Here is a 22987-nt window from a genome sequence, read left to right on the forward strand (position 1 = left end):
ACATAAAAAAACGACAAAAAGGGCATTCTGAGTTCAGAAGGGGGGGAACTTAGAATGCCTTGTTTATCTTTTAGGAAGATTGTGTTTATTTTTTTTGCTATGTTGACGCTTTGCGGCTGCTTTTCACAATCTGGCAGGGGAGTATTTACCCTTCCAACGCAACACCAGGTTATCAGCGGTGAATCATTAACATCATCCCTCAACATACCGCAAAACATACGTAATAATATTGTATTCCGCACCAATCGTCCGGAGTTTCTCGCGATCGATGCCGAAGGAAGGCCTGTTGTACGCGGCACCGGAAAATTTGAGGCAAGTATACGACTTTTTGATTTAATTCCATTACGGTATATGACCGTTACCGCCCTGCCGCAGATCAAGGTGGTTCCCGGCGGCCAGGCGATCGGCATCCTGGTACACGCCCAGGGCGTGATGGTCGTGGGTCAGGCGCCCGTCGTCGGCGAAAACGGGGACGAAAGGATGCCGGCGAAAGAAGCGGGGATCAAGGTCGGCGACGTGATCTTGAAGATCAACGGTCACCAGGTGATCAGCGAATCAGATGTACGCTCCCTAGTTGACGAGGCAGGGCAAAAGGGCCAGCAACTGGTAATGGAACTTAAACGGCGCGATGACGTTTACAAAACCAGCTTACGGCCGGTCCGCTGCAGCGAAACGGGCCGTTACCGGATCGGCCTGCTGGTTCGGGACAGCACGGCCGGCGTAGGAACGCTGACTTTTTACGATCCCTTGACAAAATCTTACGGCGCGCTCGGCCATGTGATCGCTGACGCGCAAACGGCTCAAGCGATTCAGTTGGCGAATGGCAAAATCGTCGAAGCCTTCATCCAGGATATCCGTCCCGGCAGGAGAGGGCAGCCGGGGGAAAAGGTGGGTACTTTTGCCCGTGACAACGGGATCAGCGGCACGATCAACAAAAACTCGGTTTTCGGCATCTTCGGGCTTTTACTGGACCCACCTGAAACCGGGGTTTACCACCAGGCCATACCGGTGGCGCTGGTCAACCAGGTCAAATGCGGTCCGGCCCAGATGCTCACCGTTATCGAAGGCCGCAAGGTCGAGAGCTTCGACATCAAAATCGAGCGCATTCGCCACGAGGGGAGACGGGACGGCCGCGGGTTGATGATCAGGATTACGGACGAACGCCTGCTCGAGAAGTCGGGGGGTATCGTCCAGGGCATGAGTGGGAGCCCGATCATCCAAGACGGCAGGTTCGTCGGTGCGGTGACACACGTTTTCATCAATAATCCCGCCCGCGGTTACGGCGTGCCGGCCGAATGGATGCTTGACGAAAGCGGTCTTTTGGAGGCGCCATCTGCCGAACAAGACAGGAATGCCGCGTAAATAAGCAACATTTAGTCGTAATCTCTCTAAAATGCGCTAAATTTTAAAATAGAAAAATTTTCCGCCTCCAGCAGGAACTTTTTACCTGCCGGCGAAAACCAATAAACACAGAAATAGATAATGATGTGGGGGCGGAGATATTAAAATGCCTAATAAACAAACTCGTATATTAATCGCCGACGACAACCGGGATTTCTGCGAAACGTTAAAAGAGTTCTTACAGCAGCAAGACGGTTTCGAACTCGCAGGTGTCGCTTTCAACGGCATGGAAGCTCTCGATATGATCGAGCAGGAAAAACCCGACGTCGTCATCCTGGATATCATCATGCCTCATCTGGATGGTATCGGTGTTTTGGAAAAACTGGCTTCAGGCCTGGTCGGCCACCGGCCCAAAGTCATTATGCTTACGGCTTTCGGACAAGAAAACATCACCCAGAGGGCCGTTGAACTGGGCGCCGACTATTATGTCCTGAAGCCCTTTGATTTCGCCGTCCTGGGCACCCGCATCAGGCAACTGGCCGACGGGGTCAAGGTCCAGCCTTACGTTTCGGCGGTCAAGGAGCGCAACCTTGACGTTGCCGTAACCAACATCATTCACGAAATGGGTGTTCCGGCGCATATCAAAGGCTACCATTACCTGCGGGACGCTATCCTGATGGTCATCAATGAGATCAATCTTCTTGGGGCGGTGACGAAAGAACTTTATCCGATGATCGCCCAAAAGTACCACACCACCCCCAGCCGGGTGGAACGGGCCATCCGGCACGCCATCGAGTTGGCATGGGATCGCGGCAACGTCGAAATGATGAATAAGTTTTTTGGCTACACCATCAATCTGGAACGCGGCAAACCCACAAACTCTGAATTTATCGCCATGATCGCTGATAAATTGCGAATTGAAGCCAAAGTAAGCTAAAGCAATAGCTCAAGAGCCCGAAGCAACGCTTCGGGCTTTTTTAATTACGCGTATTTGGTTACCCTATTATTGATTTAAATTGTTTAAGAATACTATACTAGGTTGGATAAGTGAAAGCCGGAAAAAGTTTTTGGAAGAGGGAAAATTGTGGCCATCATTAGAGGCGTGGCCCGGATAGACCGTAAAACAAAGAACCTGATCAAACGCTTGAACCCGGGTGAAATCGCCGTCATCGCCCACGAAGGCATTGACAAGCTCGCTGCCGAAGGCCTGGTTTCTACAAGGACCAAAGCCGTGATCAACGCTTGCTGTTCCATCAGCGGCGATTATCCCAACAGCGGGCCTAAAATCATCACCGACGCGGGCATTCCGATTATCGACGAGGTGGGGCCGGAGATTTTCGAGAGCGTCCAGGAAGAGGACGAGCTGGAAATCATCGAGGACCGGATTTACAAGCGCGGGGTGCGCATAGGGTCCGGCACGCTCCTTACCCCGGAGCGGATCGAGGAAGGCATGGAGAAGGCCCGGGCCAAAATGAACCATGTCTTCGAGCGTTTTGTGGATAATACGCTGACCTACGCCAAGCAGGAAGTCAGTCTTGTAGCGGGGCACCTCGACACGCCTTCCGTGAACGTCGACTTTAAGGGGCGGCACGCGCTGGTGGTGGTGCGGGGCGACAACTACCGGGAGGACTTGCTGGCCATCCAGCTCTACATCCGCGAGATCAAACCGATCCTGATCGGCGTCGACGGCGGGGCGGACGCCATCCTCGAGTTCGGGCTCAAGCCGGACATCGTCATCGGCGATATGGACAGCGTGAGCGACCATGCCCTCAGCCAGGCCGGCGAGATCATCGTGCACGCTTACCCCGACGGGCAGGCGCCCGGCCTGGCCAGGGTACAAGCCCTGGGACTGAAGGCCAAGACCTTCGCCTCTCCAGGAACCAGCGAGGACATCGCCATGCTCCTGGCCTATGAAAAAGGGGCCAGCCTGATCGTGGCCGTCGGAACGCATTCCAATATGCTAGACTTTTTAGAAAAAGGACGCAAGGGTATGGCTTCCACCTTCCTCGTCAGGCTGAAGGTGGGGTCCATCCTCGTCGACGCCAAAGGCGTCTCCCAGTTGTACCGGAGCCCTCTTCGTCCCCGGCACCTGGCGCCGATCTTCCTGGCCGCCTTGATTCCGGTGGCGATTGTGATGATGCTGTACCCCACAACGAGGGACCTCTTACATTTGCTCTACATCCAGGTTAGAGTACTACTAGGCATTTGAGGTAAAAGACCGTGATCATCAACATCCGTTATCACATTGTTTCCATCGTCGCTGTCTTCCTGGCGCTGGGTATCGGTATCCTGGTGGGGAGCATGATTATCGGCAGCGGCACCCTTTCCAACCAGCAGCAACAGCTTGCCGAAAGGCTTGAGAAACACCTGACGGAACTGCGGCAGGAGAATGCCTTGACCCGGGAGCGGCTGTCTTCTTTAGAAATGGAAACGCAACTGCAAAAACAGTTCACCAAGGACATCCTGCCTTTCCTGATCAACGGGCGCCTGGAAGGGCGAAAAGTGGCGATCGTCGAAACCAGCCCCTTTCCGCCCACCGGGGACCTTAAGCCGGTTTTGGAAATGGCCGGTGCCAAGGTTACCTCGGTAACCACAATTACGAACGGGTTGGCCGTCGCAGAGCGTAAAGGAGAATTGTTAAGCATTACCAAATGGCAGGATACTAGTGACACGAAACTCGTGCGGCGGACGGCCTCCGCCCTGGCCCAGGCCGTACTGGAGGGCAAAACGCCGCTGGTGGAGTACCTGGCGCAGGAAGAACTGATCAACGTCATCGGCGAATACGGGGTGCCCGTCGACAGTGTGGTGATGGTGGGCGGGGGTTACGACAAGGACAGGGACATTATCACGGATGTGGATATAACGATGATCAACTATTTTGTTGACCATAGAATTGCTGTCTACGGGGCGGAGGAGAGCACGGTCACCAATTCCTACATGAAGGAATACCAGCGCCGCTGCAAGGCCACGGTCGACAACATCGACATGGTGGCGGGGCAGTTCGCCCTGGTGATGGCCATATCCGGAAAACCGGGCGATTACGGCGTCAAGGAGACGGCGGACCGCCTTATCCCGCCCTTCCACGAGTGACGGCGATGAAGGCAAGCGTGATCATCCCCGCCTTTAACGAAGAAGGCCGCATCGGCGCTACCGTCCGCGCCGTCCGCAGGATTCCCGAGGTTGTCGAGGTGATCGTCGTTAACGACGGATCGACGGACGCCACGGAAAAAGAAGCGCGGCAGGCCGGCGCCCGGGTGTTGAACATGCCCGGAAACAGCGGCAAGGGGGCCGCTCTCAACCGGGGAGTGAGGGCAGCGGCGGCGGAAATCGTCGTCCTGCTCGACGGCGACCTGGGAGCGACAGCCGGCGAGGCGCGCAAGCTGATCCGGCCCATCCTGGACGACGAAGCGGACATGACGATCGCCCGTTTCCCTCCGCCCAGGCGCAAGGGCGGTTTCGGGCTGGTCAAAGGCCTGGCCGCCAGGGGTATTTATTATTTTACGGGCTTGAAGATGCAAAGTCCCATTTCGGGGCAACGGGCGCTTAAAAGAGAGGCCCTGCCTTACGTCTTTCCCGTGGCCGGGGGATACGGGGCGGAGGTGGGGATGACCATCGCCGCCGCCCGCGCCGGCTTTCGCATCCTGGAGGTGCCCGTCTTGATGGGGCACCGGGAAACGGGGCGCGATCTCAAAGGGTTCATCCACCGGGGCAGACAGTTTCGCGATATCGCTTTGACCCTTCTCAAATGCTTCGGTAGCCAAAAACCCGCAAAGATGGGCTGAACCAGCGCAGATTTGTTTGATTCGGGTGTTTTGTACAATGATTATCCTTCTTTTTTTTGTCCTCGGGCTCGTACTGGGTTATGTCCTGCTCCCGTTCTTGAAGGATTTGGCGGAGAGAGCCCGGTTCAAGCGCTTGAATTACCGCGGCGACCCCATACCCATGGGTATGGGCCTGCTTTTTTTTATCGTTCCCGCCCTGTCCTTTGCCATCACCTACCTGTTGGTTGACGCCCGTAAGTTCCAGATTTTTGTCGTCGTGTTCCTGCTGGTCAGCGCGACGATGTGCCTTCTAGGCTTGATCGACGATGTTTTCGGTTCACGCGCCGCTTCCGGCATCAAGGGGCATTTCCGCTGCCTGTTTAAGGGGGAGCTGACCACGGGGGCGCTCAAAGCGCTCGGCGGGCTGGTCATCGCCTTCCTGGCCGCCGTCAGTACGGCTCCTTTGCGGGAGGTGTTCCTCAACACCTTGATCATCGCCCTGGCGGCCAACACGCTCAACCTTCTCGACCTGCGCCCGGGACGGGCCGGCAAGGGTTTTTTGCTCGGCGCGGGCTTATTGGCCGCGGCGGCGTGGGGGAACAACCTGTTGATCTTTTTAGCTGTGGTAACCGGGACCCTGCTGGTTTATCTTCCCGCCGACTTGCGCGCCCAGGCCATGATGGGGGATGCCGGTTCCAATGTCCTTGGCGCGACACTGGGGCTGACAGCCGTATGGGTCCTGGACGTGCCCACCCGGGTCGTGGTCCTTCTGGCGCTGGTCGTCTTCCACCTTTTTACGGAGCGCTATTCCCTGACCGAGGTGATCGCCAAGAACCGCGTGCTGCACTTTATCGACCGTATCGGCCGCCGTAGAGAGGAGTTTGACGATAGATAGGGAACTATTGAAAAATGTGAAGGTGCCAGGGATAGAGCGCATTAATGTTTTCGTCGGCAACCTGGGCAGCGGCAAGACCGAGCTGGCCATCAACACCGCCATGGAACTCTCCGGGGTTGGAAAGGTGGCCCTGGTCGATCTTGACATCGTCAATCCCTATTACCGGACGCGGCACGCCAAGGAACGGCTCGAGCGCCCGGGGCTTGAGGTCGTTTGCCCGTCCAGGGAGCTGATCCAGGCCGATATCCCTGCTTTGCCGCCAGCCATCCTGGGGGTCTTGACACGGGAAGACAGGTTCGGCGTCTTTGATGTCGGCGGAGATGACATTGGGGCTACCGTACTCGGTAGATTCAAGCCTAACCTGCCGGCAGGTCGGTATGCCGTTTTTTTTGTAGTTAACGCCTGCCGGCCCCGGACGAGGACTTTTTCCCAGATCGTGGAGATGCTTGATGCTGTCCAGCGGGCGTCCAGAACGCGCGTCCACTACCTGGTGAACAACACCAACCTGGGGGCGGATACCAACCTCGAGGTGATTGTGGAAGGTCAGCGCGTGATTGATGAGGTGTCCGGAGAACTGGGCATTCCCGTTGCTTTTGTCTCGGTGCGCAGGGATTTGGCCGACCGGGCGCGCGGGCTCGGGTTGAGCGTGCCGGTGGTGGGCATCGACTTGTACATGCGCCCGCCGTGGGAGATTAGGGTCTTAGGTAATTAGGTGTTAGAGTATTAAAATCATAGACTCTTTGCGGATGTCATTATCCCAAGTCCGATACCAATACCTGAAAGCAGCCTTAATGTTTAATGTTAATGACGCCGAAAAGAGGTGGGATGTGGGGAGTCACTCTCACTTCGTAAGATTTACAGGGGGAGGTAGTGTATGGCGCGGGTGTATTTCCACGAGGACCGTTGTAAGGGATGCGGGATCTGCATCAAGTTCTGTCCCCGGAAGATCATCGTCGAGGCCGACTATTTCAACCATCTGGGCTTTCATCCAGCCACCGTCATGGAAATGGAGAGATGTGCAGGTTGCGCGGTCTGCGCCTGGATGTGCCCTGATGTGGTGATCGAGGTCGAAAGGAGTGAGAAGGACGATGCCAAAGACGTTAATGAAAGGTAACGAGGCTTTCGGCGAGGGCGCTATCAAGGCCGGCTGCCGTATTTTCTTTGGCTACCCGATTACTCCGCAGTCGGAAATTCCCCACTTCCTGGCTGAAAGACTGCCGGAGCTCGGTGGTGTATACCTGCAAGCCGAGAGCGAGGTTTCGGCGATCAATATGGTTTACGGCGCTGCTGCCGCCGGGCATCGGGTGCTGACTTCGTCGTCCAGCCCGGGGATCAGCCTGATGCAGGAGGGCATTTCCTACCTCGTCGGTTCCGAGCTGCCCTGTGTGATCGTGAACGTGATGCGCGGAGGCCCCGGGCTGGGGAACATCGCGCCCGCTCAAGGAGACTATTTCCAGGCAGTGAAGGGCGGCGGGCACGGTGACTACCACACGGTCGTCCTGGCTCCTGCTTCAGTGCAAGAAATCATCGAGCTTACGAAACTGGCCTTCGACCTGGCAGACGAGTACCGTAACCCGGTGATAGTTGTCGGTGACGGTATCTTAGGGCAGATGATGGAGCCGGTCGACCTCGGTGAGACCGAGGAGCCGCGGTTGATTGAAAAGCCGTGGGCCACGACCGGGCTCCGGGGCAGGAAACAGCGTAATATTGTTAATTCTATGTGCATTGTTCCGGAGGCAAACGAGCGATTTAACCTCACCTTAGCCGCCAAGTACCAAAAGATGAAAGAACGTGAGCAGCGCTGGGAAGCTTATCACCTTGAGAGCGCCGAGTACGTGCTTGTTGCTTGCGGTACGGTGGCCCGCATCGGGAAAGCCGTGGTGGATCGGGCGCGCTCCGAGGGGCTGGCGGTCGGCTTGATTCGCCCGATCACGCTGTGGCCCTTCCCCGAGACCCCGTTTGCGAATGCCGAAGATGTTAAGGTATACGTTGTTCTGGAGTTAAACCTGGGTCAGATGGTCGAGGATGTGCGGCTTGTTGTCAACGGCCGTACTGCGGTGTATTTCTACGGCCGGCCGGGTGGTGTGGTTCCCACAGTCCGTGAAGTCTACGAAGAACTCCTTAAAGTCGTGGGGGTGAAGTGAAATCATGGCTCTAATCTTTAAGCGTCCGGAAAGTCTGACTGAGAAGCCCTTTCATTACTGCCCCGGCTGCACGCACGGCATTATCCACCGGATTGTGGCGCAGGTTATCGATGAACTGGGCGTGCGGGAGAACACAGTGGGGATCTGTCCCGTCGGATGCGCCGTCTTCGCTTTCGAGTACTTTAACGTCGACATGATTCAGGCTGCCCACGGCCGCGCTCCCGCCGTGGCCACCGGGGTCAAAAGGTCGCTTCCCGACCGGGTGGTTTTTACCTATCAAGGTGACGGCGACCTGGCTGCCATTGGTACAGCTGAGACTATCCACGCTGCTGCCAGAGGCGAAAAAATCACCGCTATTTTTGTGAACAATGCCATATACGGAATGACCGGCGGGCAGATGGCTCCTACCACTCTCCTCGGCCAGAAGACGACCACCACGCCCTTTGGGCGTGACAAGGAGCGCAACGGTTTGCCGCTGCGGGTTGCCGAAATGCTCAGCACGGTGGACGGCGCCGCTTATGTGGCCCGTGTGTCGGTACATAATCCGGGCAATGCGGTGAAGGCTAAGCAGGCGGTGAAAAAGGCCTTCGAATGCCAGATCCGGGGCGACGGCTTCAGCATTGTCGAAGTGCTTTCTACCTGTCCCACCAACTGGGGGCTTAGCCCGGTGGAAGCCTTAAAGTGGCTGGAAGAGAACATGCTCCCACACTACCCGCTGGGCGAGTTCAAAATGCCGGCAGGGGAGGCGTCGGCATGTTAGAAGAAATCCTTATTGCCGGTTTTGGCGGCCAGGGCATCCTGTCTACGGGCCAGCTGTTGGCTTACGCGGCGATGGAAGAGAACAAGCATGTGGCCTGGATTCCCTCCTATGGCCCGGAGATGCGCGGCGGCACGGCTAACTGCGGGGTGACGATTTCCGATAGGCCGATCAGTTCCCCCCTGGTTACGGAGCCGACATGCCTGATTGCCATGAACGGGCCGTCGCTTGATAAATTCGAAGACTGTGTTGTCCCCGGCGGATTGATTCTCCTGAACAGCTCGCTGGTCAAGACCCGGGTAAAACGCGCCGATGCGCGTGTCCTGGCCATTCCGGCCAACGATATCGCCGAGGAGATAGGAAACAGCAAGGTTGCCGGGAACGTTATGCTGGGGGCCTACCTTGGCATCTCCGGGGCGGTGGCGGTCGATTCGGTCGTCAAGGCCCTAGCCAAGGTCCTCCCGCCGCGCAGGCACAAATTAATCCCCGTTAACCGGCAAGCATTGGAAAGAGGGGCGAGCCTGGGCGAAGAGTTCAGGCGGGGAGGTGCTGCCGTTGGTTAGCCGTGACAGGCTGGCCGAACTGTTCTTAGAACTCGTGCAAATTGACAGCGTTTCACGCAACGAACGCATGCTCGCTGAATACCTTACAAGCAGGCTGGAGGAGCTCGGTTTTGCGGTTTACGAAGATGAAGCGGGGAGGGCGATTGGGGGCAGCGCCGGCAACCTTGTCGCCCATTTGCCGGGGAAAGTTGATGGGGCGGGCAGCATCCTTTTTTGCGCCCATATGGACACCGTCGAGCCCGGCCGGCGGGTGAAACCCCGGGTAAAAGACGGCGTTGTCTACAGCTCGGGGGAGACCATCCTCGGAGCCGACGACAAGGCGGGCATCGCGGCCATCCTTGAAGCTGTTCGGGTCGCCCAGGAGAAGGGCGTTAAGTACCCACCCATCGAGGTTGTTTTTACGGTTGCCGAGGAAGTCGGCCTGCTGGGCAGCAAGAACCTGGATACCGGACTCTTAAAATCGGGCATGGGTTTTGTGCTGGATTGTGACGGCTCTCCGGGTAAAATCATCGTGCGGGCGCCGTCGCAGGACCGCATCGTAGCCAGGGTCCACGGCCGGGCCGCGCATGCCGGCATTAATCCCGAAGACGGGATCAACGCCATCCAGGCGGCGAGCTACGGTATCGCCTGCCTCAGGCTGGGCCGTATCGACGACGAGACGACGGCCAACATAGGGGTTATCCGGGGCGGCCTGGCGACGAACATTGTTCCCGACCGGGTGGACCTGGAAGGGGAAACGCGCAGCCTCGTAGACGCTAAGCGGATGGCCATGACCGAAGAAATCTGCCGCAACCTCGAGGAAGGCGTACGCAGAAAAGGCGGCCGGATCGAGATCGCGGTGGAAACCGTTTACAGGGCCTTCAAGCTCGACCCCGACGCCCCCCCGGTGCGCTTGGCCATGCAAGCGGCTGACCAGCTGGGGCTCAAACCCTACCTCGAACAGAGCGGCGGCGGCAGTGACGCCAATATCTTCAACGCCGCCGGCATCCCCACCGCCAACCTGGCTTGCGGGATGCGCAAAGTGCATTCCACCGAGGAATGCCTGGAGTTGAACGACTTGGTCGATACGGCGAGGCTGGTGCTGGAAATCATCAAGCAAAGCACTGGGTGCTGAAAACAGCACTGAGCATTGGGCACTGGGATGAACAAGGGAACGTGATTCGCGGTTTCAGCGAGGTGTCGAAAGTGGAGTTTTCGAAGTGGCACGGGCTGGGGAACGATTTTGTCATCGTGGACGTCCGCAGGGACGGACTGCCCGCCGATGCGCCCGCGCTGGCGCGGGCTGTATGCGATCGGCATTTCGGGATCGGCGCCGACGGCCTGGTTTTCATCTTGCAGACCGCCGGGGCCGATATCGAGATGCGCATCTTCAACTCGGACGGCAGCGAGGCCGAAATGTGCGGCAACGCCATTCGCTGTGTCGCTAAATACGTCTACGACGAGGGAACAGTTGACGGCATGGCGGTCAGGGTCAAGACCCTCGCCGGGATCATGGTCCCCCGGTTGATCCCGGAGGACGGCGCGGTGGCCAAGGTGCGTGTTGACATGGGCGTACCCCGCCTGAACAGGACGGAGATCCCCATGCTTGGAGAGCCCGGACGGGTGATCAGCGAACCGCTGACGGTGAACGGCCGGACCTTCAACATAACCATGGTCTCGATGGGCAACCCGCACTGCGTCATTTTCGTGCCGGACCTCGAAGAGGTGGACCTCCTGCAGTTTGGACCGGCCATTGAAAGGCACCATGGTTTCCCGCGCAAAACCAACGTGGAGTTCGTCCAGGTCTTGAGCCCGCAGACCGTCAGGGTCAAGGTCTGGGAGCGCGGGGCGGGCCGGACGATGGCCTGCGGGACGGGAGCCTGTGCCGTGGCCGTGGCCGGGGTGCTGAACGGTTTGACCGAACGCTCCGTCAGGGTGGAGCTTCCCGGCGGGAGCCTGGACATCGCATGGGAGGAAGACGGGCGCGTGTATATGACCGGACCGGCGGTCAAAGTCTTTGAGGGGCGTTATTTCGGTAGTCAATAGTCAGTAGACCCTCATCCTGCAGAATGCAGCACCACAGACATTGAAAAACGGTTGCAGCAGGTCTGGGTTATCCCCGACGCTCGGTGCTCCGCTTCGACCGTTCTATAAGGCCGTTGAAAAGCTTCGCCCGACTTTGAGAAGTGTGAGGCGAGAGGTCAGAGGTGAGTATCAATGAAGGAATTCACCAAGCGAATTCCAACCCTGTGTTCCCACTTCTGACTTCCCACGACCCACATCTCAAAGGCCTTCCGCGCCATGCTCGCTTTTGAACGGCCTTTTGGAGCCTAAGCTCGGTTCGGAGCGTGGCGAGCCTCCTGCGGATTGTTCGCGGGCGCAGTTTTCAGTAGTTTACCCAAGTACGCGCCGGGGCCTTGGCCGCAGCGAACGTTGGGAGTATAAATCAAGAATGCGCAGTGAGCCGAGGGAAAGCGTCGGCCGCTGTTTGACCCAGCACTCAACTAAGTCTCTCCGAAGAGCTAGTCATAAGTGATGGGTTCACTTAAACGATCTGCCAAGTTGAGTGCTGGGGAGTTCGGCCGGCGCCCGAGGCGAACGCGCATCTTCCTCTGTCACGGACAAGTTCGCGCAGGCCAAGGCCGAGGGCAAGCGTACGGCCGACGCTTTGACAGCGGAAGCGCCCGCGAACGTCCTCGTCGGCGGCCACGCTGACCTCACCTTCGCTAAGAACGGTGCCCGAAGCTTTCAGCGAAGTCGCTTTCGGGGATAAACCCAGACCCGAATAGCAAGGGCCGTTTTTTTCAGGGTAGTCGGTCGCTATTAAAAGCCGAATGGCTCTTAAGCCGGCGGGTAACAAACCTGGCCGCTTAGGTTGAAGGATACAGCTTTAAGGAGGTTGACGTCTTGAAGTTTACCGAGGCCGAGCGGGTCAAGAACCTTCCCCCTTATCTTTTTGCGCGCATCGAACAGCTTATCGAGCAGAAGCGGCAGGAAGGCGTGGATGTGATCAGCCTTGGTATCGGCGACCCCGACCTGCCCACGCCGGGCCACATCGTCGAGGAAGCCGTAAAGGAGATCAGGAACCCGGCGAATCACCAGTACCCCTCGTCGGTGGGGCTCTTAAGCTACCGGCGGGCGGTGGCGGACTGGTACAAAACGCGTTTCAACGTTGAACTGGACCCGCGCCGCGAGGTTGTTTCGCTGATCGGCTCCAAGGAAGGGATCGCCCACATCCCGTGGTGCTATTTAAACCCCGGGGACACGACGCTCATTCCCGACCCGGGCTACCCCGTTTACAGCCAGGGCACCATCCTGGCCGGGGGTGAGCCGCATTACTTCCCCTTAAAGCCCGAGCGGGGGTACGTCCCCGACTTCGCGGATATCCCGTCCGACGTGGCGCGCCGGGCCAAGCTGATGTTCCTCAACTACCCGAACAACCCCACGGGAGCCACGGTTGATGAAAAGGTGTTTCACGAGGCGGCAGCCTTTGCCCGCGAGTATGAAATCCTCGTCTGTCACGACCTGGCCTATTCCGAAATCTTTTACGACGGCTACGTGCCCCCGAGTTTTCTCGAAGTGCCCGGGGCCAAAGAGGTGGCCATCGAGTTTCATTCGGTCTCCAAAACGTACAATATGACCGGCTGGCGGGCTGGCTGGGCGGCGGGCAACGCCGACGCCGTCGAGGCCCTGGGGAGGCTTAAGACCAACCTTGACTCGGGGGTTTTCCAGCCCGTGCAGTATGCTGCGATTAAAGCCCTGACCGGTCCCCAGGACGGCCCGGAAAAGCTGCGCGAAATATATAAGGCGCGCCGGGACCTCGTCGTCGGCACCCTGGAGGAACTCGGCTGGCGGATCAACAAGCCGAAGGCCACTTTCTACATCTGGGTTCCCGTGCCCCGGGGCTATACCTCGGCTTCGTTCGCCGAGCTCGTCCTGGAAAAGGCGGGCGTGGTCATCACCCCCGGTACCGGCTACGGGGCCAAAGGCGAGGGGTTCTTCCGCATCTCGCTGACCATCCCGGACAGCCGCCTCCGGGAAGCCATGCACCGGCTTAAGTCAACACTAGGCAAGGTCGAACTCTAAAGGCTTCAACATGTTGGTTACCTTTAATTAATTAATACTTAAGGCACTGAGCATTAGGCATTAAGATTCGGTACCAGGGAACGTACCACAGTCCTAATGCTTACAGCTTAATGCCTACAGCTACTATGGGAGGTTTCAAGCATGCCGCTTTCCCGCAGGGCACAAGCTATCAGCCCTTCCCCCACCTTGACGATCGACGCCCGGGCCAAGGAGATGGCCGCTTGCGGGCTGGATGTGATCAATTTCGGGGTGGGCGAACCGGACTTCGACACGCCCGAGCATATTAAGGAGGCCGCCATTGAGGCCATCCGCCGGGGTGCCACCAAGTATACACCCGTGGCCGGAACGCTTGCGTTGCGGAAAGCGGTGGCCGACAAGCTCCTGCGCGACAACGGCCTGGCTTACGAACCCAGTCAGATCGTCGTTTCGGTCGGCGCGAAGCATTCTCTTTACAACGCCATCCAGGTGCTCTGCCAGGAAGGGGACGAAGTGATCCTGCCTTCGCCTTACTGGGTCAGCTACCTGGAACAGGTCAAGCTTGCCGGTGCGACGGCGCGTTTTGTCTTCACCGGCGTCGAAAACGGTTTTAAGATGAGTCCCGATGACCTGAAGAAGGCGATTACCCCCAGAGCAAAGCTGCTGATCCTCAACAGCCCTTCCAACCCCACGGGGGCGGTTTACAGCCGCGAGGAAATGGCGGCGCTGGCCGAGGTCGTCCTCGACCACCCCGACTTGTACGTCATTTCCGACGAGATCTACGAGAAGCTGATCTATGACGGCAACGCGCACGTCAGCTTTGCGGCTCTTTCCCCCGAAATCAAGGCCCGGACCGTCGTCATCAACGGCGTGTCCAAGGCTTACGCCATGACGGGCTGGCGCATCGGCTACACCGCTTCGTCGATCGAGCTCGCCGAGGCCATAACCGGGCTCCAGAGCCACAGCACCTCCAACCCGTCGTCGATAGCCCAGGCGGCCGCCGTCGCCGCTCTGGAAGGACCCGAGGAGCCCATCCGTCGGATGGTGAGCGAGTTTGACCGGCGCCGGACGTACATGCTCAAGCGCCTGGAGGAACTGCCGGGGATAAGGTGTCCCCGTCCGGGGGGCGCCTTTTACCTCTTCCCCAGTGTCGCCGGTTTGCTGGGCAGGAGCTACCGGGGCAAGGAGATCAGGACCGCCTCCGACCTGGCCGTCCTGCTCCTCGAGGAAGCGAGGATCGCCGTCGTTCCCGGCATCGCTTTCGGCGACGATACCTGTCTCAGGTTCTCCTACGCGACGGCTTTTGAGAGGATCGTGGACGGCATGAATCGCTTTGAAGAGCTTGTTCGCGGTCTCGACTAGGAGAGTGCTGAAAAAGGCAAGACATCGGTTTTGGCATAGACATCTCTAGTTGTACGGCCTTGCTTTGGAAGTTACCCGAAGACCGCTCAAAAGCAAGCATGGCGCGGAAGGCGAAGCTGGCCAGCGCGGAGCGTACTGGATGGTACGTGAGCACTGGCCGGCGAGCCTGACAAAGCCAGGCGAAGCTTTTCAGCGGTCTCCTAGAGTGTTGTGAGACTCTTGGAGAAAAATGCGGTTGGGTACGGCGGAACGTCTTAAGCCGTACTTTTTTACGATCACCGCCAACCTCTATGGCCGCAACGTTCCCTCAGCATTTAAAGGGATTCGTTACTTACGGCTAGAACATTGATGCCAAACGACCGACAATAATCGCGGTAGTTTTTCGCCAATAATAGATAATACAGGTGGTGTAGTTTTGCTTAGAAGCATGACCGGTTACGGCCGTGGCGAGGCCGTGGGCGCCAGGTGGAGGTTCTCCGTGGAAATACGCGCCGTCAACCACAGGTTCAGCGAGGTGGTCGTACGCCTTCCCCGGACGATGCTGAGTCTCGAGGATCGGGTCCGCCGGCTGGTCCAGGCAGCGGTCTCCCGGGGGCGGGCCGACGTTTTTATCACCGTGGAAGAAACGGCTGCCCAGGAAACAGCGGTAAAAGTTGACAAAGGTTTGGCCTTGGCATATTATAAGGCAATGAAAGAGCTTCAGGCCGATTTAGGGCTTGATGGCGCGATCTCGCTGGATTTATTCGTTAATTTGCCGGAAGTTTTTGCCGTAGAGCAGGAACAGGTTGATCCCGAGGAATGGTGGTCTCTGCTCGAACAGGCTGTTTTAGAGGCCTGTCAAAGCCTTGTCGCGATGCGTGAACAGGAAGGAGCGACCCTGGTTGCCGACCTGAAGGACAGGCTGCGGCACATGTTAAAGCTGCGGGAGGCGATCCAGGAGCGCGTCCCGGCGCTAATGGAGGCCTACCGCCAGCGTCTCGAAACCAGGATGCGGGAAATGCTGGACAATGTCGCCATTGACCCGCAGCGCCTGGCTCAGGAAGTAGCCATCTTCGCCGAGCGTTCGGACATTTCCGAGGAACTGGTACGCTTGGAAAGTCACCTCAAGCAGGCCCTGGATTGTTTGGAAGCCTCGGGTCCGATGGGACGGCGTCTCGACTTTCTGGCCCAGGAGATGTTCAGGGAGGTCAATACCATCGGGTCGAAGGGGCAAGATGAAGGGATCGCCGGCCTGGTGGTGGATTTGAAGACGGAACTGGAAAAAGTGCGCGAACAGGTGCAAAACATTGAATAATCCTTAAGGAGGGACTTGCGTGGATATCAAGTTGATCAACATCGGGTTCGGGAATATCGTTTCCGCCAACAGGATTGTCGCCATCGTCAGCCCGGAGTCGGCCCCCATCAAGCGCATCATCACCGAAGCCCGGGACAGGGGGATGCTTATCGACGCCACTTACGGACGTCGCACCAGGGCCGTTATCATCACCGACTCCGACCACGTCATTCTTTCGGCGGTACAGCCTGAAACGGTGGCGCACCGCCTGGTGAGCAAGCTCGAACAGCCGCAGCAGAGCGAAGAGTAAGGGCGGAGGGCTTTTTCCGTTATGCAGGGTCTCCTGGTGGTCATCTCGGGGCCGTCCGGAGCAGGCAAGGGGACGATTTGCAAGGAGCTTCGCAGGTTATCGCCCGACGCTCGTGTGTCGATCTCGGCGACGACCCGCCCGCCGCGGGCGGGCGAGGTCGAGGGTAAGGATTATTACTTCAAGTCCGAGGAAGAGTTTCAGGATATGCTGACCCGCGGCGAGATGCTGGAATGGGCCAGGGTCTATTCTTATTGTTACGGCACACCGCGCGCTCCCGTGGCGGCTTTGATGGCCGACGGCCACGACGTAATCCTCGAGATCGACGTCCAGGGCGGCCTGCAGGTTAAGCAGCAATTGCCGGATGCGGTGCTGGTGTTTATTGCCCCGCCTTCTTTTACGGAACTGGAACGGCGGCTGAAGGGGCGGGGTACTGAGACGCCCGAAGCTGTTGCTGAGCGCATGCGGTGGGCGCGCAGTGAAATGAAGCAAGTGAAGCAGTACGACTACGTAGTAGTTAATGATGATTTAACCGAAGCGGTGTCCAAAGTGTTATCAATAATCATTGCGGAGAAGTGTCGTGTTAAATACTACCGGTTCGTTGAGCCCTTTTGAAGGGGGGGCCTGGATAATGATTAATCATCCATCCCTGGATGAATTGATGAAGAAGGCCGACAGCCGTTATTCTCTCGTTGTCGCCGCCGCCAAAAGGGCGCGTATGCTAACTGAAAAGGAAAATGCAGGGATTCCCCTTGCTCCGGGGAAACCTGTCAGCATAGCCTTGCAGGAGATCGCGGAGGACAAAGTAAGGTTCAGGCCGCGGCCGAAGGCCTAAATGGGGGGGAATGGATGTGCTGGCGGGTAGACGGATAGTCCTTGGAGTCACAGGCGGGATCGCTGCTTACAAGGCGGCCGAGCTGGTAGGCCGGATGACCAAGGACGGAGCCGACGTGCGCGTTATAATGACCCGTTCAGCACAGAAGTTCATCTCCCCGCTTACCTTGTCAACCCTTTCCGGTCATCCTGTAAGCACGGATCTTTTCGGACCGGGCGGGGAGAGCGTGCCGCACATCGATCTTGCGCGCGAGGCCGACCTTCTTGTTCTCGCCCCGGCAACGGCCAATGTCATCGGGAAAATCGCGGCGGGGATCGCCGACGACCTGCTGACCACTGTCGTTCTGGCTTGCACGGCGCCCGTTCTGGTTTGCCCGGCAATGAACTGCCGAATGTTCCGGAATCCCATCGTGCAGATGAATATCGAAAAACTCAAGGGGCTCGGCTTTCATTTCGTGCCGCCCGAGTCAGGACGCCTGGCTTGCGGTGAAGAAGGGCCGGGCCGTTTGGCGTCTGTCGACAAGATCCTGGCCGCTGCCGGGGATTTGTTAAACGCCCGGCGCGATTTCGCCGGGTGCAGGGTGCTGGTGACCGCCGGCCCGACGCGCGAACCGCTGGACCCGGTCCGCTTCCTTTCCAACAGGAGCTCCGGGCGCATGGGTTACGCCGTGGCGGCGGCGGCTGCGGAGAGAGGGGCTGGCGTGGTCCTGGTATCCGGGCCCACTGCGCTTGCGCCTCCTGCGGGGGTGACCCTGGTGCAGGTGACCACGGCCCGCGAGATGCTCGAGGCCGTGCTGGGACATTTCCCGCAGTCGGACGTCGTTATCAAGGCGGCGGCGGTCGCCGATTACCGTCCCCGGGCGGAGAGCCTGCAGAAGATCAAGAAATCAGCCGGGGAACTCAGGCTGGAGCTGGAGAGAAATCCCGATATCCTCGCCGAGCTGGGCAGGCGCAAGGGCCGTCAGATCCTTGTCGGTTTCGCGGCCGAAACGGAAGCGGCGGAAGAGAACGCCATGCTGAAGGCCCGCGCCAAGGGCGCGGATTTCATCGTTGCGAATGACGTAACGGCGCCCGGTGCGGGTTTCGACGTAACGACGAACGTTGTTTCCCTGGTTTACCCGGACGGCCGGGTTGTAAGGCTGCCCCAAATGGACAAGAAGGCGGTTGCGCACCACATCCTTGATGCCGTGGCGGAACTGCGCCGGGGTGGTGCGGGACATGGCTAGCGGAACTTACGCGCAAGTGATCGTCGACCTCCCTGTCGCCAATGTCGACAAGGTCTATCATTACGGCGTACCCGAGCAGTTCCGTCAGCAAGTAACGACGGGCGCCCGGGTACTTGTGCCGTTCGGGCGTCGAAAGCTTACGGGGTACGTTGTGGGGATTTCGTCGGCGGCCGGGGTCGAGCAGGTTAAAGACATTTTAGCCGTGCTGGACGCACAGCCGGCCTTTACCCCCGAGCTTCTTGCCCTGGCGCGTTGGCTGGCGGAGCGTTATCTGTGCACGATAAGCGAAGCGATTGCTGCTGTCGCGGCCCCCACCCGCAAGGCCCAGCCCCGGTATCGCGATGAGATTTATGCCGTCGAGCCGGAGTCCGGGGCGGGAGCCTTAAAGCTCCCTCCCAAGCAGGCGCTGGTGTGGGAAACGGCCCGGCGCCGGCCCGGGCTGACCAGGGCGCAACTGGCGAGCGCGGCCGGAGTGTCCCCCGGTGTCGTCAACAGCCTGATGGGCAAGGGCGCTTTACGCATGCGGTGCCGTGCCGAGCGGCGCGACCCTTATCCCGACACGTTTCCCGGAAACCCCGTTACGCTTTTTCCGGAACAGGAAGCGGCGTTTAAGGAAATCGACCGGGCTTTGGATAAGGGAGCCGGCGGGGTTTTCCTTCTGCACGGCGTTACAGGGAGCGGCAAGACGGAGGTCTATCTCAGGGCTATCGAAAGCTGCCTGGCCCGTGGAAAACAGGCGTTGGCGCTGATGCCCGAGATCGCCCTGACGGGTCAGATGGTGGCCAGGTTTAAGGGGCAGTTCGGGGAGAAGGTGGCCGTGCTGCACTCCCGCCTGGGGGCCGGAATGCGGCTGGATGAGTGGACGCGCGTCTTTAACGGCGAGGCGCCGGTGGTGCTGGGCACCCGTTCGGCGGTTTTCGCCCCGCTGCAGAAAATCGGGCTGATTGTCATTGACGAGGAGCACGAACCTTCATATAAGCAGGATGAAGACCCCAAGTACCACGCGCGTGAAGTGGCCCTGAAACGCTCGGCGGCGTACAACGCCGTGGTCGTGCTGGGGTCGGCCACGCCTTCTCTGCGGGTTTACGCCCAGGCCGTTAAAGGCGAAAACTGCCGGCTGATCAGGATGCGCAGGCGCGTTGACGCCCGGCCGATGCCCGTGGTCTCGGTGGTTGACATGCGCGCGGAACACCGGGCCGGGGTAAAGGGCGTCTTCAGCCGGGTGCTCGCGGGTAAGATAAATGAAAGACTGGCGCACGGGGAACAGGTGATCCTCTTCCTCAATCGCCGGGGTTTTGCGACGGTGGTGGTCTGCCGGGAGTGCGGCAACCTTCTGCAGTGCCCGCACTGCGCCATCGGCCTGACCTATCACCGGGACGGCCTTTTGCGCTGTCACTATTGCGGTTACCGCCTACGGATGCCCGAAAAGTGTCCCGAGTGCCGGGGTGACGGCCTGAGCAGGTTCGGGACGGGCACACAGAAGGTCGAGGACGAGGCTGCCAAAAGATTTCCCGGTGCAAGGATCCTCCGGCTCGACAGCGACGCCGTAACCCGTAAGGGTTCCCACGACTGGATTCTCGATACCTTTAAAAACAGGGAGGCGGAAATCCTGGTCGGGACGCAGATGCTGGCTAAAGGGCTGGACCTGCCGGGTGTGACGCTGGTGGGGGTGGTTAACGCGGATACGACGCTGTTCCTCCCCGATTTCCGCGCGGCCGAGCGAACCTTCCAACTGCTGGAACAGGTTTCGGGCCGGGCGGGGCGGGGAAGCGTCCCCGGCGAGGTCGTCTTTCAAACCTACAGCCCCGAGCATTACAGCATCCAAGCTGCGGCACGGCACGCCTATGAGGAGTTCTTCGCCCGGGAGATGACGCTGAGGAGGAAGCTGTTGTACCCTCCCTTCAGTTCCCTGGCCCGGGTTTTGTTCCGCGGCCGGAGCGAGGAGAAGGTAAGGGCGGCGGCAGAACATTTTGCGCGCTGCCTCCGTGAGCCGGGCGTGGAAATTCTCGGACCGGCCGCCGCGCCGGTGATGCGGGTCAAAGACGCCTACCGCTGGCACGTGATCCTGAAGGCGGGCTCCAGGACCGAACTGGTTCAGGTCCTGCGCCGGGCGCAAGCCGCGTATGCCGCGAAGCCGGTGCGCGGGGTCGCCGTCGGCATCGACATCGACCCCCAGGCGACGATGTAAGAATCGGCACTAAGCACTAAGTGATAAGGAGCAGCACATCGTTTACATCCAGGGTGGTTTGTATCCTAAACCACAATTTCTCGACCCTGGTAACCAACGATAACGGTTACAGCGGGTCTGGGTTATCCCCGCCGCTCCGTGCTCCGCTTCGACCGTTCTATGAGGCCGTTGAAAAGCTTCGCCCGACTTTGAGAAGTGTGAGGCGAGAGGTCAGAGGTGAGTATCAATGAAGGAATTCACCAAGCGAATTCCAACCCTGTGTTCCCACTTCTGACTTCCCACGACCCACATCTCAAAGACCTTTCGCGCCATGCTCGCTTTTGAACGGCCTCTTGATGGTTGCCTAAGCTCGGTTCAGAGCGTGGCGGGCCTCCTGCGGATTGTTCGCGGGCGCAGCTTTCCAAAGGTTGCCCAAGTACGCGCCGAGGCCTTGACCGCAGCGAACGTTGGGAGTATAAATCAAAAATGCGCAGTGAGCCGAGGGAAAGCGTCGGCCGCTGTTTGAGCGCAGCGAGTTCGGCCGGCGCCCGAGGCGAACGAGCATCTTCCTCTGTCACGGACAAGTTCGCTGCGGCCAAGGCCGAGGAAAAGCGTACGGCCGACGCTGCGACGGCGGAAGCGTCCGCGAACGTCCTCGTCGGCAGCCACGCTGGCTTCACCTTCGCTAAGAACGGTGCCCGAAGCTGCAAAGTCGCTTGCGGGGATAAACCCAGACCCGAACAGCAAGGGCTATTATCGAGCTAATGCAACATGTTAACGATGTTATTGATAAAAACTGTTAACGATGTCCTGCTACCTGACACTTAATGCTTAACGTACAAACCTACGGATTGTAGTAGAGACAGTGGGAGAAGTCTCAACAGTTTCGGTGGAGGTAGAAAGAGTGGCGGTTCACAAGATTGTGGAGCATCCCGACCCTATTCTGAAAGAAAAGGCGGTAGCTGTAAAAGAGATCACTCCCCAGATTCTGCGCCTGATCAGGAACATGTTCGACACCATGTACGCCGCCAAGGGGATCGGGTTGGCCGCGCCGCAGATCGGCGTATCCAAACGCGTCATCGTTGTCGACGTTGAAAACAGCCCGATGGCGCTGATTAATCCCGAGATAACCTTTTTTGCCGGGCGGGAAAGCGGTACGGAGGGATGTCTCAGCATCCCGGGGTACTGGGGTGAGGTGGAGCGCGCCAGGACGGTGGAGGTTAAAGCTCTGAACCCTGACGGCGAACAGGTTGTCGTTAAGGCCGAGGGATACATGGCGCGCGCCCTGCAGCACGAGATCGACCATCTTGACGGAATTTTGTTTATCGACCGGGCCACCAAAATCGGCCTCGAGAAGAAATAACATGCGCGTCGTATTTATGGGCACGCCCGAATTTGCCGTCGTTTCCCTGCGCACCCTGGTGGAAGCCGGGGTGGAAGTCGTCCAGGTGGTGACACAGCCTGACCGTCCCAAAGGGCGCGGCAAAAAGCTCCACCCGCCGCCGGTTAAAGAGTACGCTGTTGCCAAAGGACTGCCCGTTCTTCAGCCGCAGTCGATCAAGGACCCCGCGTTCAGGGAACTGCTGGCGGAGCTGCGGCCCCACGTCATCGCCGTGGTGGCCTACGGCAAGATCCTGCCGAAGGAGATCCTGGACACTCCCCCACTGGGATGCATCAACGTGCATGCCTCGCTCCTGCCGAGTTACAGGGGTGCCGCCCCTATTCACTGGGCGGTCATCAACGGCGAAACGGAAACCGGCGTGACCACCATCTTCATGGACGAGGGGATGGATACGGGCGATATGATCCTACAGGCCCGCATCAAGATAGAGCCGGAGGACACCGCGGGGAGCGTGCACGACCGCCTGGCCGTCCTAGGAGGCGAACTGCTGCTCAAGACCTTGCGCTGCCTGGCAGAAGGCACGGCCTTCCGCGTCCCTCAGGACCACAGCCGGGCGACTTACGCGCCGCTTTTGACCAGGGAGGACGAGGTTGTGGACTGGCGAAAAACGGCACGCCGGATCGTCAACCATATCCGGGGAATGAACCCCTGGCCCGGCGCTCGGACTACCTACCGGGGCCAGGTCTTAAAACTGTGGCGGGCTGAGGTTGCGGACGGCGGGGAGCGGGCGGCCGAACCGGGAACGATTCTCACCGCCGACCCGTCCCGGGGGATCATCGTGCAAGCCGGGGAGGGGCGCGTGCGCCTCTGCGAGCTGCAGCCCGCTGGGCGCAAACCTATGGATGCCGACGCCTTCTTGCGGGGGTATCGTCTTGACGTGGAAACCAATCTTGGCGAATAAGGAGCTTTCCGAG

The 22987-nt window shown here is 59.0% G+C and carries 24 protein-coding genes; all 24 read left to right on the plus strand.

All coding sequences use genetic code 11. The annotated features are described in order from the left end of the window. Window positions 1-99: 99 nt before the first annotated feature. Window positions 100-1362, plus strand: coding sequence for a SpoIVB peptidase (gene spoIVB, locus ACPV0M_RS01830; RefSeq protein ID WP_425622234.1), 1263 nt, complete (start codon window positions 100-102; stop codon window positions 1360-1362). 145 nt (window positions 1363-1507) lie between these two features. Then, window positions 1508-2278, plus strand: a complete 771-nt coding sequence (gene spo0A / locus ACPV0M_RS01835) for a sporulation transcription factor Spo0A (RefSeq protein WP_425621294.1) — start codon at window positions 1508-1510, stop codon at window positions 2276-2278. Between the two features lie 147 nt (window positions 2279-2425). Further along, window positions 2426-3550 carry a putative cytokinetic ring protein SteA gene (gene steA / locus ACPV0M_RS01840; RefSeq protein WP_425621295.1) on the plus strand — a complete coding sequence of 375 codons (1125 nt, stop codon included), beginning with the start codon at window positions 2426-2428 and terminating at the stop codon, window positions 3548-3550. 11 nt (window positions 3551-3561) lie between these two features. Continuing rightward, a complete protein-coding gene (locus ACPV0M_RS01845; RefSeq protein WP_425621296.1) occupies window positions 3562-4431 on the plus strand; it encodes a copper transporter in 870 nt (289 codons plus the stop codon). Window positions 4432-4436: 5 nt separating this feature from the next. Further along, the gene (locus ACPV0M_RS01850; RefSeq protein ID WP_425621297.1) at window positions 4437-5123 is read left to right on the plus strand and encodes a glycosyltransferase family 2 protein; all 687 of its coding nucleotides are present in this window, start codon (window positions 4437-4439) and stop codon (window positions 5121-5123) included. 37 nt (window positions 5124-5160) lie between these two features. Then, window positions 5161-5997 (plus strand): hypothetical protein, encoded by an 837-nt coding sequence (locus ACPV0M_RS01855; protein ID WP_425621298.1) that lies wholly within the window; start codon window positions 5161-5163, stop codon window positions 5995-5997. A 16-nt stretch (window positions 5998-6013) separates the two neighbouring features. Further along, window positions 6014-6709 carry a hypothetical protein gene (locus ACPV0M_RS01860; RefSeq protein ID WP_425622235.1) on the plus strand — a complete coding sequence of 232 codons (696 nt, stop codon included), beginning with the start codon at window positions 6014-6016 and terminating at the stop codon, window positions 6707-6709. A 162-nt stretch (window positions 6710-6871) separates the two neighbouring features. Next, entirely contained in the window at window positions 6872-7111 is a 240-nt protein-coding gene (locus tag ACPV0M_RS01865) for a 4Fe-4S binding protein (protein WP_425621299.1), read from the plus strand. Next, entirely contained in the window at window positions 7086-8141 is a 1056-nt protein-coding gene (locus ACPV0M_RS01870; RefSeq protein WP_425621300.1) for a 3-methyl-2-oxobutanoate dehydrogenase subunit VorB, read from the plus strand. Before ACPV0M_RS01865 ends, ACPV0M_RS01870 begins: the two co-directional genes overlap by 26 nt. A 4-nt stretch (window positions 8142-8145) precedes the next feature. Continuing rightward, window positions 8146-8901, plus strand: a complete 756-nt coding sequence (locus ACPV0M_RS01875; protein ID WP_425621301.1) for a thiamine pyrophosphate-dependent enzyme — start codon at window positions 8146-8148, stop codon at window positions 8899-8901. Continuing rightward, window positions 8895-9461, plus strand: a complete 567-nt coding sequence (locus tag ACPV0M_RS01880) for a 2-oxoacid:acceptor oxidoreductase family protein (protein WP_425621302.1) — start codon at window positions 8895-8897, stop codon at window positions 9459-9461. Before ACPV0M_RS01875 ends, ACPV0M_RS01880 begins: the two co-directional genes overlap by 7 nt. After that, the gene (locus ACPV0M_RS01885) at window positions 9454-10575 is read left to right on the plus strand and encodes a M20/M25/M40 family metallo-hydrolase (protein WP_425621303.1); all 1122 of its coding nucleotides are present in this window, start codon (window positions 9454-9456) and stop codon (window positions 10573-10575) included. The genes ACPV0M_RS01880 and ACPV0M_RS01885 overlap by 8 nt, the downstream gene beginning before the upstream one ends. A gap of 71 nt (window positions 10576-10646) precedes the next feature. Further along, window positions 10647-11486 (plus strand): diaminopimelate epimerase, encoded by an 840-nt coding sequence (gene dapF / locus ACPV0M_RS01890; RefSeq protein ID WP_425621304.1) that lies wholly within the window; start codon window positions 10647-10649, stop codon window positions 11484-11486. 861 nt (window positions 11487-12347) lie between these two features. Beyond that, entirely contained in the window at window positions 12348-13526 is a 1179-nt protein-coding gene (locus ACPV0M_RS01895; RefSeq protein WP_425621305.1) for an LL-diaminopimelate aminotransferase, read from the plus strand. 141 nt (window positions 13527-13667) lie between these two features. Continuing rightward, on the plus strand, window positions 13668-14864 hold the full coding sequence (locus tag ACPV0M_RS01900; RefSeq protein WP_425621306.1) for a pyridoxal phosphate-dependent aminotransferase: 1197 nt from the start codon (window positions 13668-13670) through the stop codon (window positions 14862-14864). Between the two features lie 415 nt (window positions 14865-15279). Then, on the plus strand, window positions 15280-16158 hold the full coding sequence (locus ACPV0M_RS01905) for a YicC/YloC family endoribonuclease (protein WP_425621307.1): 879 nt from the start codon (window positions 15280-15282) through the stop codon (window positions 16156-16158). A 19-nt stretch (window positions 16159-16177) separates the two neighbouring features. Next, window positions 16178-16447 (plus strand): extracellular matrix/biofilm regulator RemA, encoded by a 270-nt coding sequence (remA, locus tag ACPV0M_RS01910; protein ID WP_425621308.1) that lies wholly within the window; start codon window positions 16178-16180, stop codon window positions 16445-16447. Between the two features lie 21 nt (window positions 16448-16468). Then, the gene (gene gmk / locus ACPV0M_RS01915; RefSeq protein ID WP_425621309.1) at window positions 16469-17059 is read left to right on the plus strand and encodes a guanylate kinase; all 591 of its coding nucleotides are present in this window, start codon (window positions 16469-16471) and stop codon (window positions 17057-17059) included. Window positions 17060-17075: 16 nt separating this feature from the next. After that, complete coding sequence (gene rpoZ, locus ACPV0M_RS01920) at window positions 17076-17279, plus strand: DNA-directed RNA polymerase subunit omega (protein ID WP_425621310.1); 204 nt, start codon at window positions 17076-17078, stop codon at window positions 17277-17279. A 10-nt stretch (window positions 17280-17289) separates the two neighbouring features. After that, complete coding sequence (gene coaBC / locus ACPV0M_RS01925) at window positions 17290-18504, plus strand: bifunctional phosphopantothenoylcysteine decarboxylase/phosphopantothenate--cysteine ligase CoaBC (protein ID WP_425621311.1); 1215 nt, start codon at window positions 17290-17292, stop codon at window positions 18502-18504. After that, complete coding sequence (gene priA / locus ACPV0M_RS01930; protein ID WP_425621312.1) at window positions 18497-20692, plus strand: replication restart helicase PriA; 2196 nt, start codon at window positions 18497-18499, stop codon at window positions 20690-20692. Before coaBC ends, priA begins: the two co-directional genes overlap by 8 nt. A gap of 465 nt (window positions 20693-21157) precedes the next feature. Then, entirely contained in the window at window positions 21158-21436 is a 279-nt protein-coding gene (locus ACPV0M_RS01935; protein WP_425621313.1) for a hypothetical protein, read from the plus strand. Window positions 21437-21575: 139 nt separating this feature from the next. Then, window positions 21576-22034, plus strand: coding sequence for a peptide deformylase (gene def / locus ACPV0M_RS01940; RefSeq protein WP_425621314.1), 459 nt, complete (start codon window positions 21576-21578; stop codon window positions 22032-22034). A gap of 1 nt (window position 22035) precedes the next feature. Further along, window positions 22036-22974 (plus strand): methionyl-tRNA formyltransferase, encoded by a 939-nt coding sequence (gene fmt, locus ACPV0M_RS01945; protein WP_425621315.1) that lies wholly within the window; start codon window positions 22036-22038, stop codon window positions 22972-22974. Window positions 22975-22987: the final 13 nt, after the last annotated feature.

The organism is Desulfosceptrum tomskiensis, from assembly GCF_049818055.1.
Lineage (GTDB): Bacteria > Bacillota > Desulfotomaculia > Desulfotomaculales > JASEER01 > JBFLVT01.

Excerpts from the sequence above, each read along its gene's own strand:
- spoIVB (WP_425622234.1), top strand. The coding sequence starts at position 100 with ATGTTGACGCTTTGCGGCTGCTTTTCACAATCTGGCAGGGGAGTATTT.
- spo0A (WP_425621294.1), top strand. The coding sequence starts at position 1,508 with ATGCCTAATAAACAAACTCGTATATTAATCGCCGACGACAACCGGGAT.
- ACPV0M_RS01850 (WP_425621297.1), top strand. The coding sequence starts at position 4,437 with ATGAAGGCAAGCGTGATCATCCCCGCCTTTAACGAAGAAGGCCGCATC.
- ACPV0M_RS01855 (WP_425621298.1), top strand. The coding sequence starts at position 5,161 with ATGATTATCCTTCTTTTTTTTGTCCTCGGGCTCGTACTGGGTTATGTC.
- ACPV0M_RS01865 (WP_425621299.1), top strand. The coding sequence starts at position 6,872 with ATGGCGCGGGTGTATTTCCACGAGGACCGTTGTAAGGGATGCGGGATC.
- ACPV0M_RS01870 (WP_425621300.1), top strand. The coding sequence starts at position 7,086 with ATGCCAAAGACGTTAATGAAAGGTAACGAGGCTTTCGGCGAGGGCGCT.
- ACPV0M_RS01875 (WP_425621301.1), top strand. The coding sequence starts at position 8,146 with ATGGCTCTAATCTTTAAGCGTCCGGAAAGTCTGACTGAGAAGCCCTTT.
- ACPV0M_RS01880 (WP_425621302.1), top strand. The coding sequence starts at position 8,895 with ATGTTAGAAGAAATCCTTATTGCCGGTTTTGGCGGCCAGGGCATCCTG.
- ACPV0M_RS01900 (WP_425621306.1), top strand. The coding sequence starts at position 13,668 with ATGCCGCTTTCCCGCAGGGCACAAGCTATCAGCCCTTCCCCCACCTTG.
- gmk (WP_425621309.1), top strand. The coding sequence starts at position 16,469 with ATGCAGGGTCTCCTGGTGGTCATCTCGGGGCCGTCCGGAGCAGGCAAG.
- rpoZ (WP_425621310.1), top strand. The coding sequence starts at position 17,076 with ATGATTAATCATCCATCCCTGGATGAATTGATGAAGAAGGCCGACAGC.
- coaBC (WP_425621311.1), top strand. The coding sequence starts at position 17,290 with ATGGATGTGCTGGCGGGTAGACGGATAGTCCTTGGAGTCACAGGCGGG.
- priA (WP_425621312.1), top strand. The coding sequence starts at position 18,497 with ATGGCTAGCGGAACTTACGCGCAAGTGATCGTCGACCTCCCTGTCGCC.
- ACPV0M_RS01935 (WP_425621313.1), top strand. The coding sequence starts at position 21,158 with ATGCGCAGTGAGCCGAGGGAAAGCGTCGGCCGCTGTTTGAGCGCAGCG.
- fmt (WP_425621315.1), top strand. The coding sequence starts at position 22,036 with ATGCGCGTCGTATTTATGGGCACGCCCGAATTTGCCGTCGTTTCCCTG.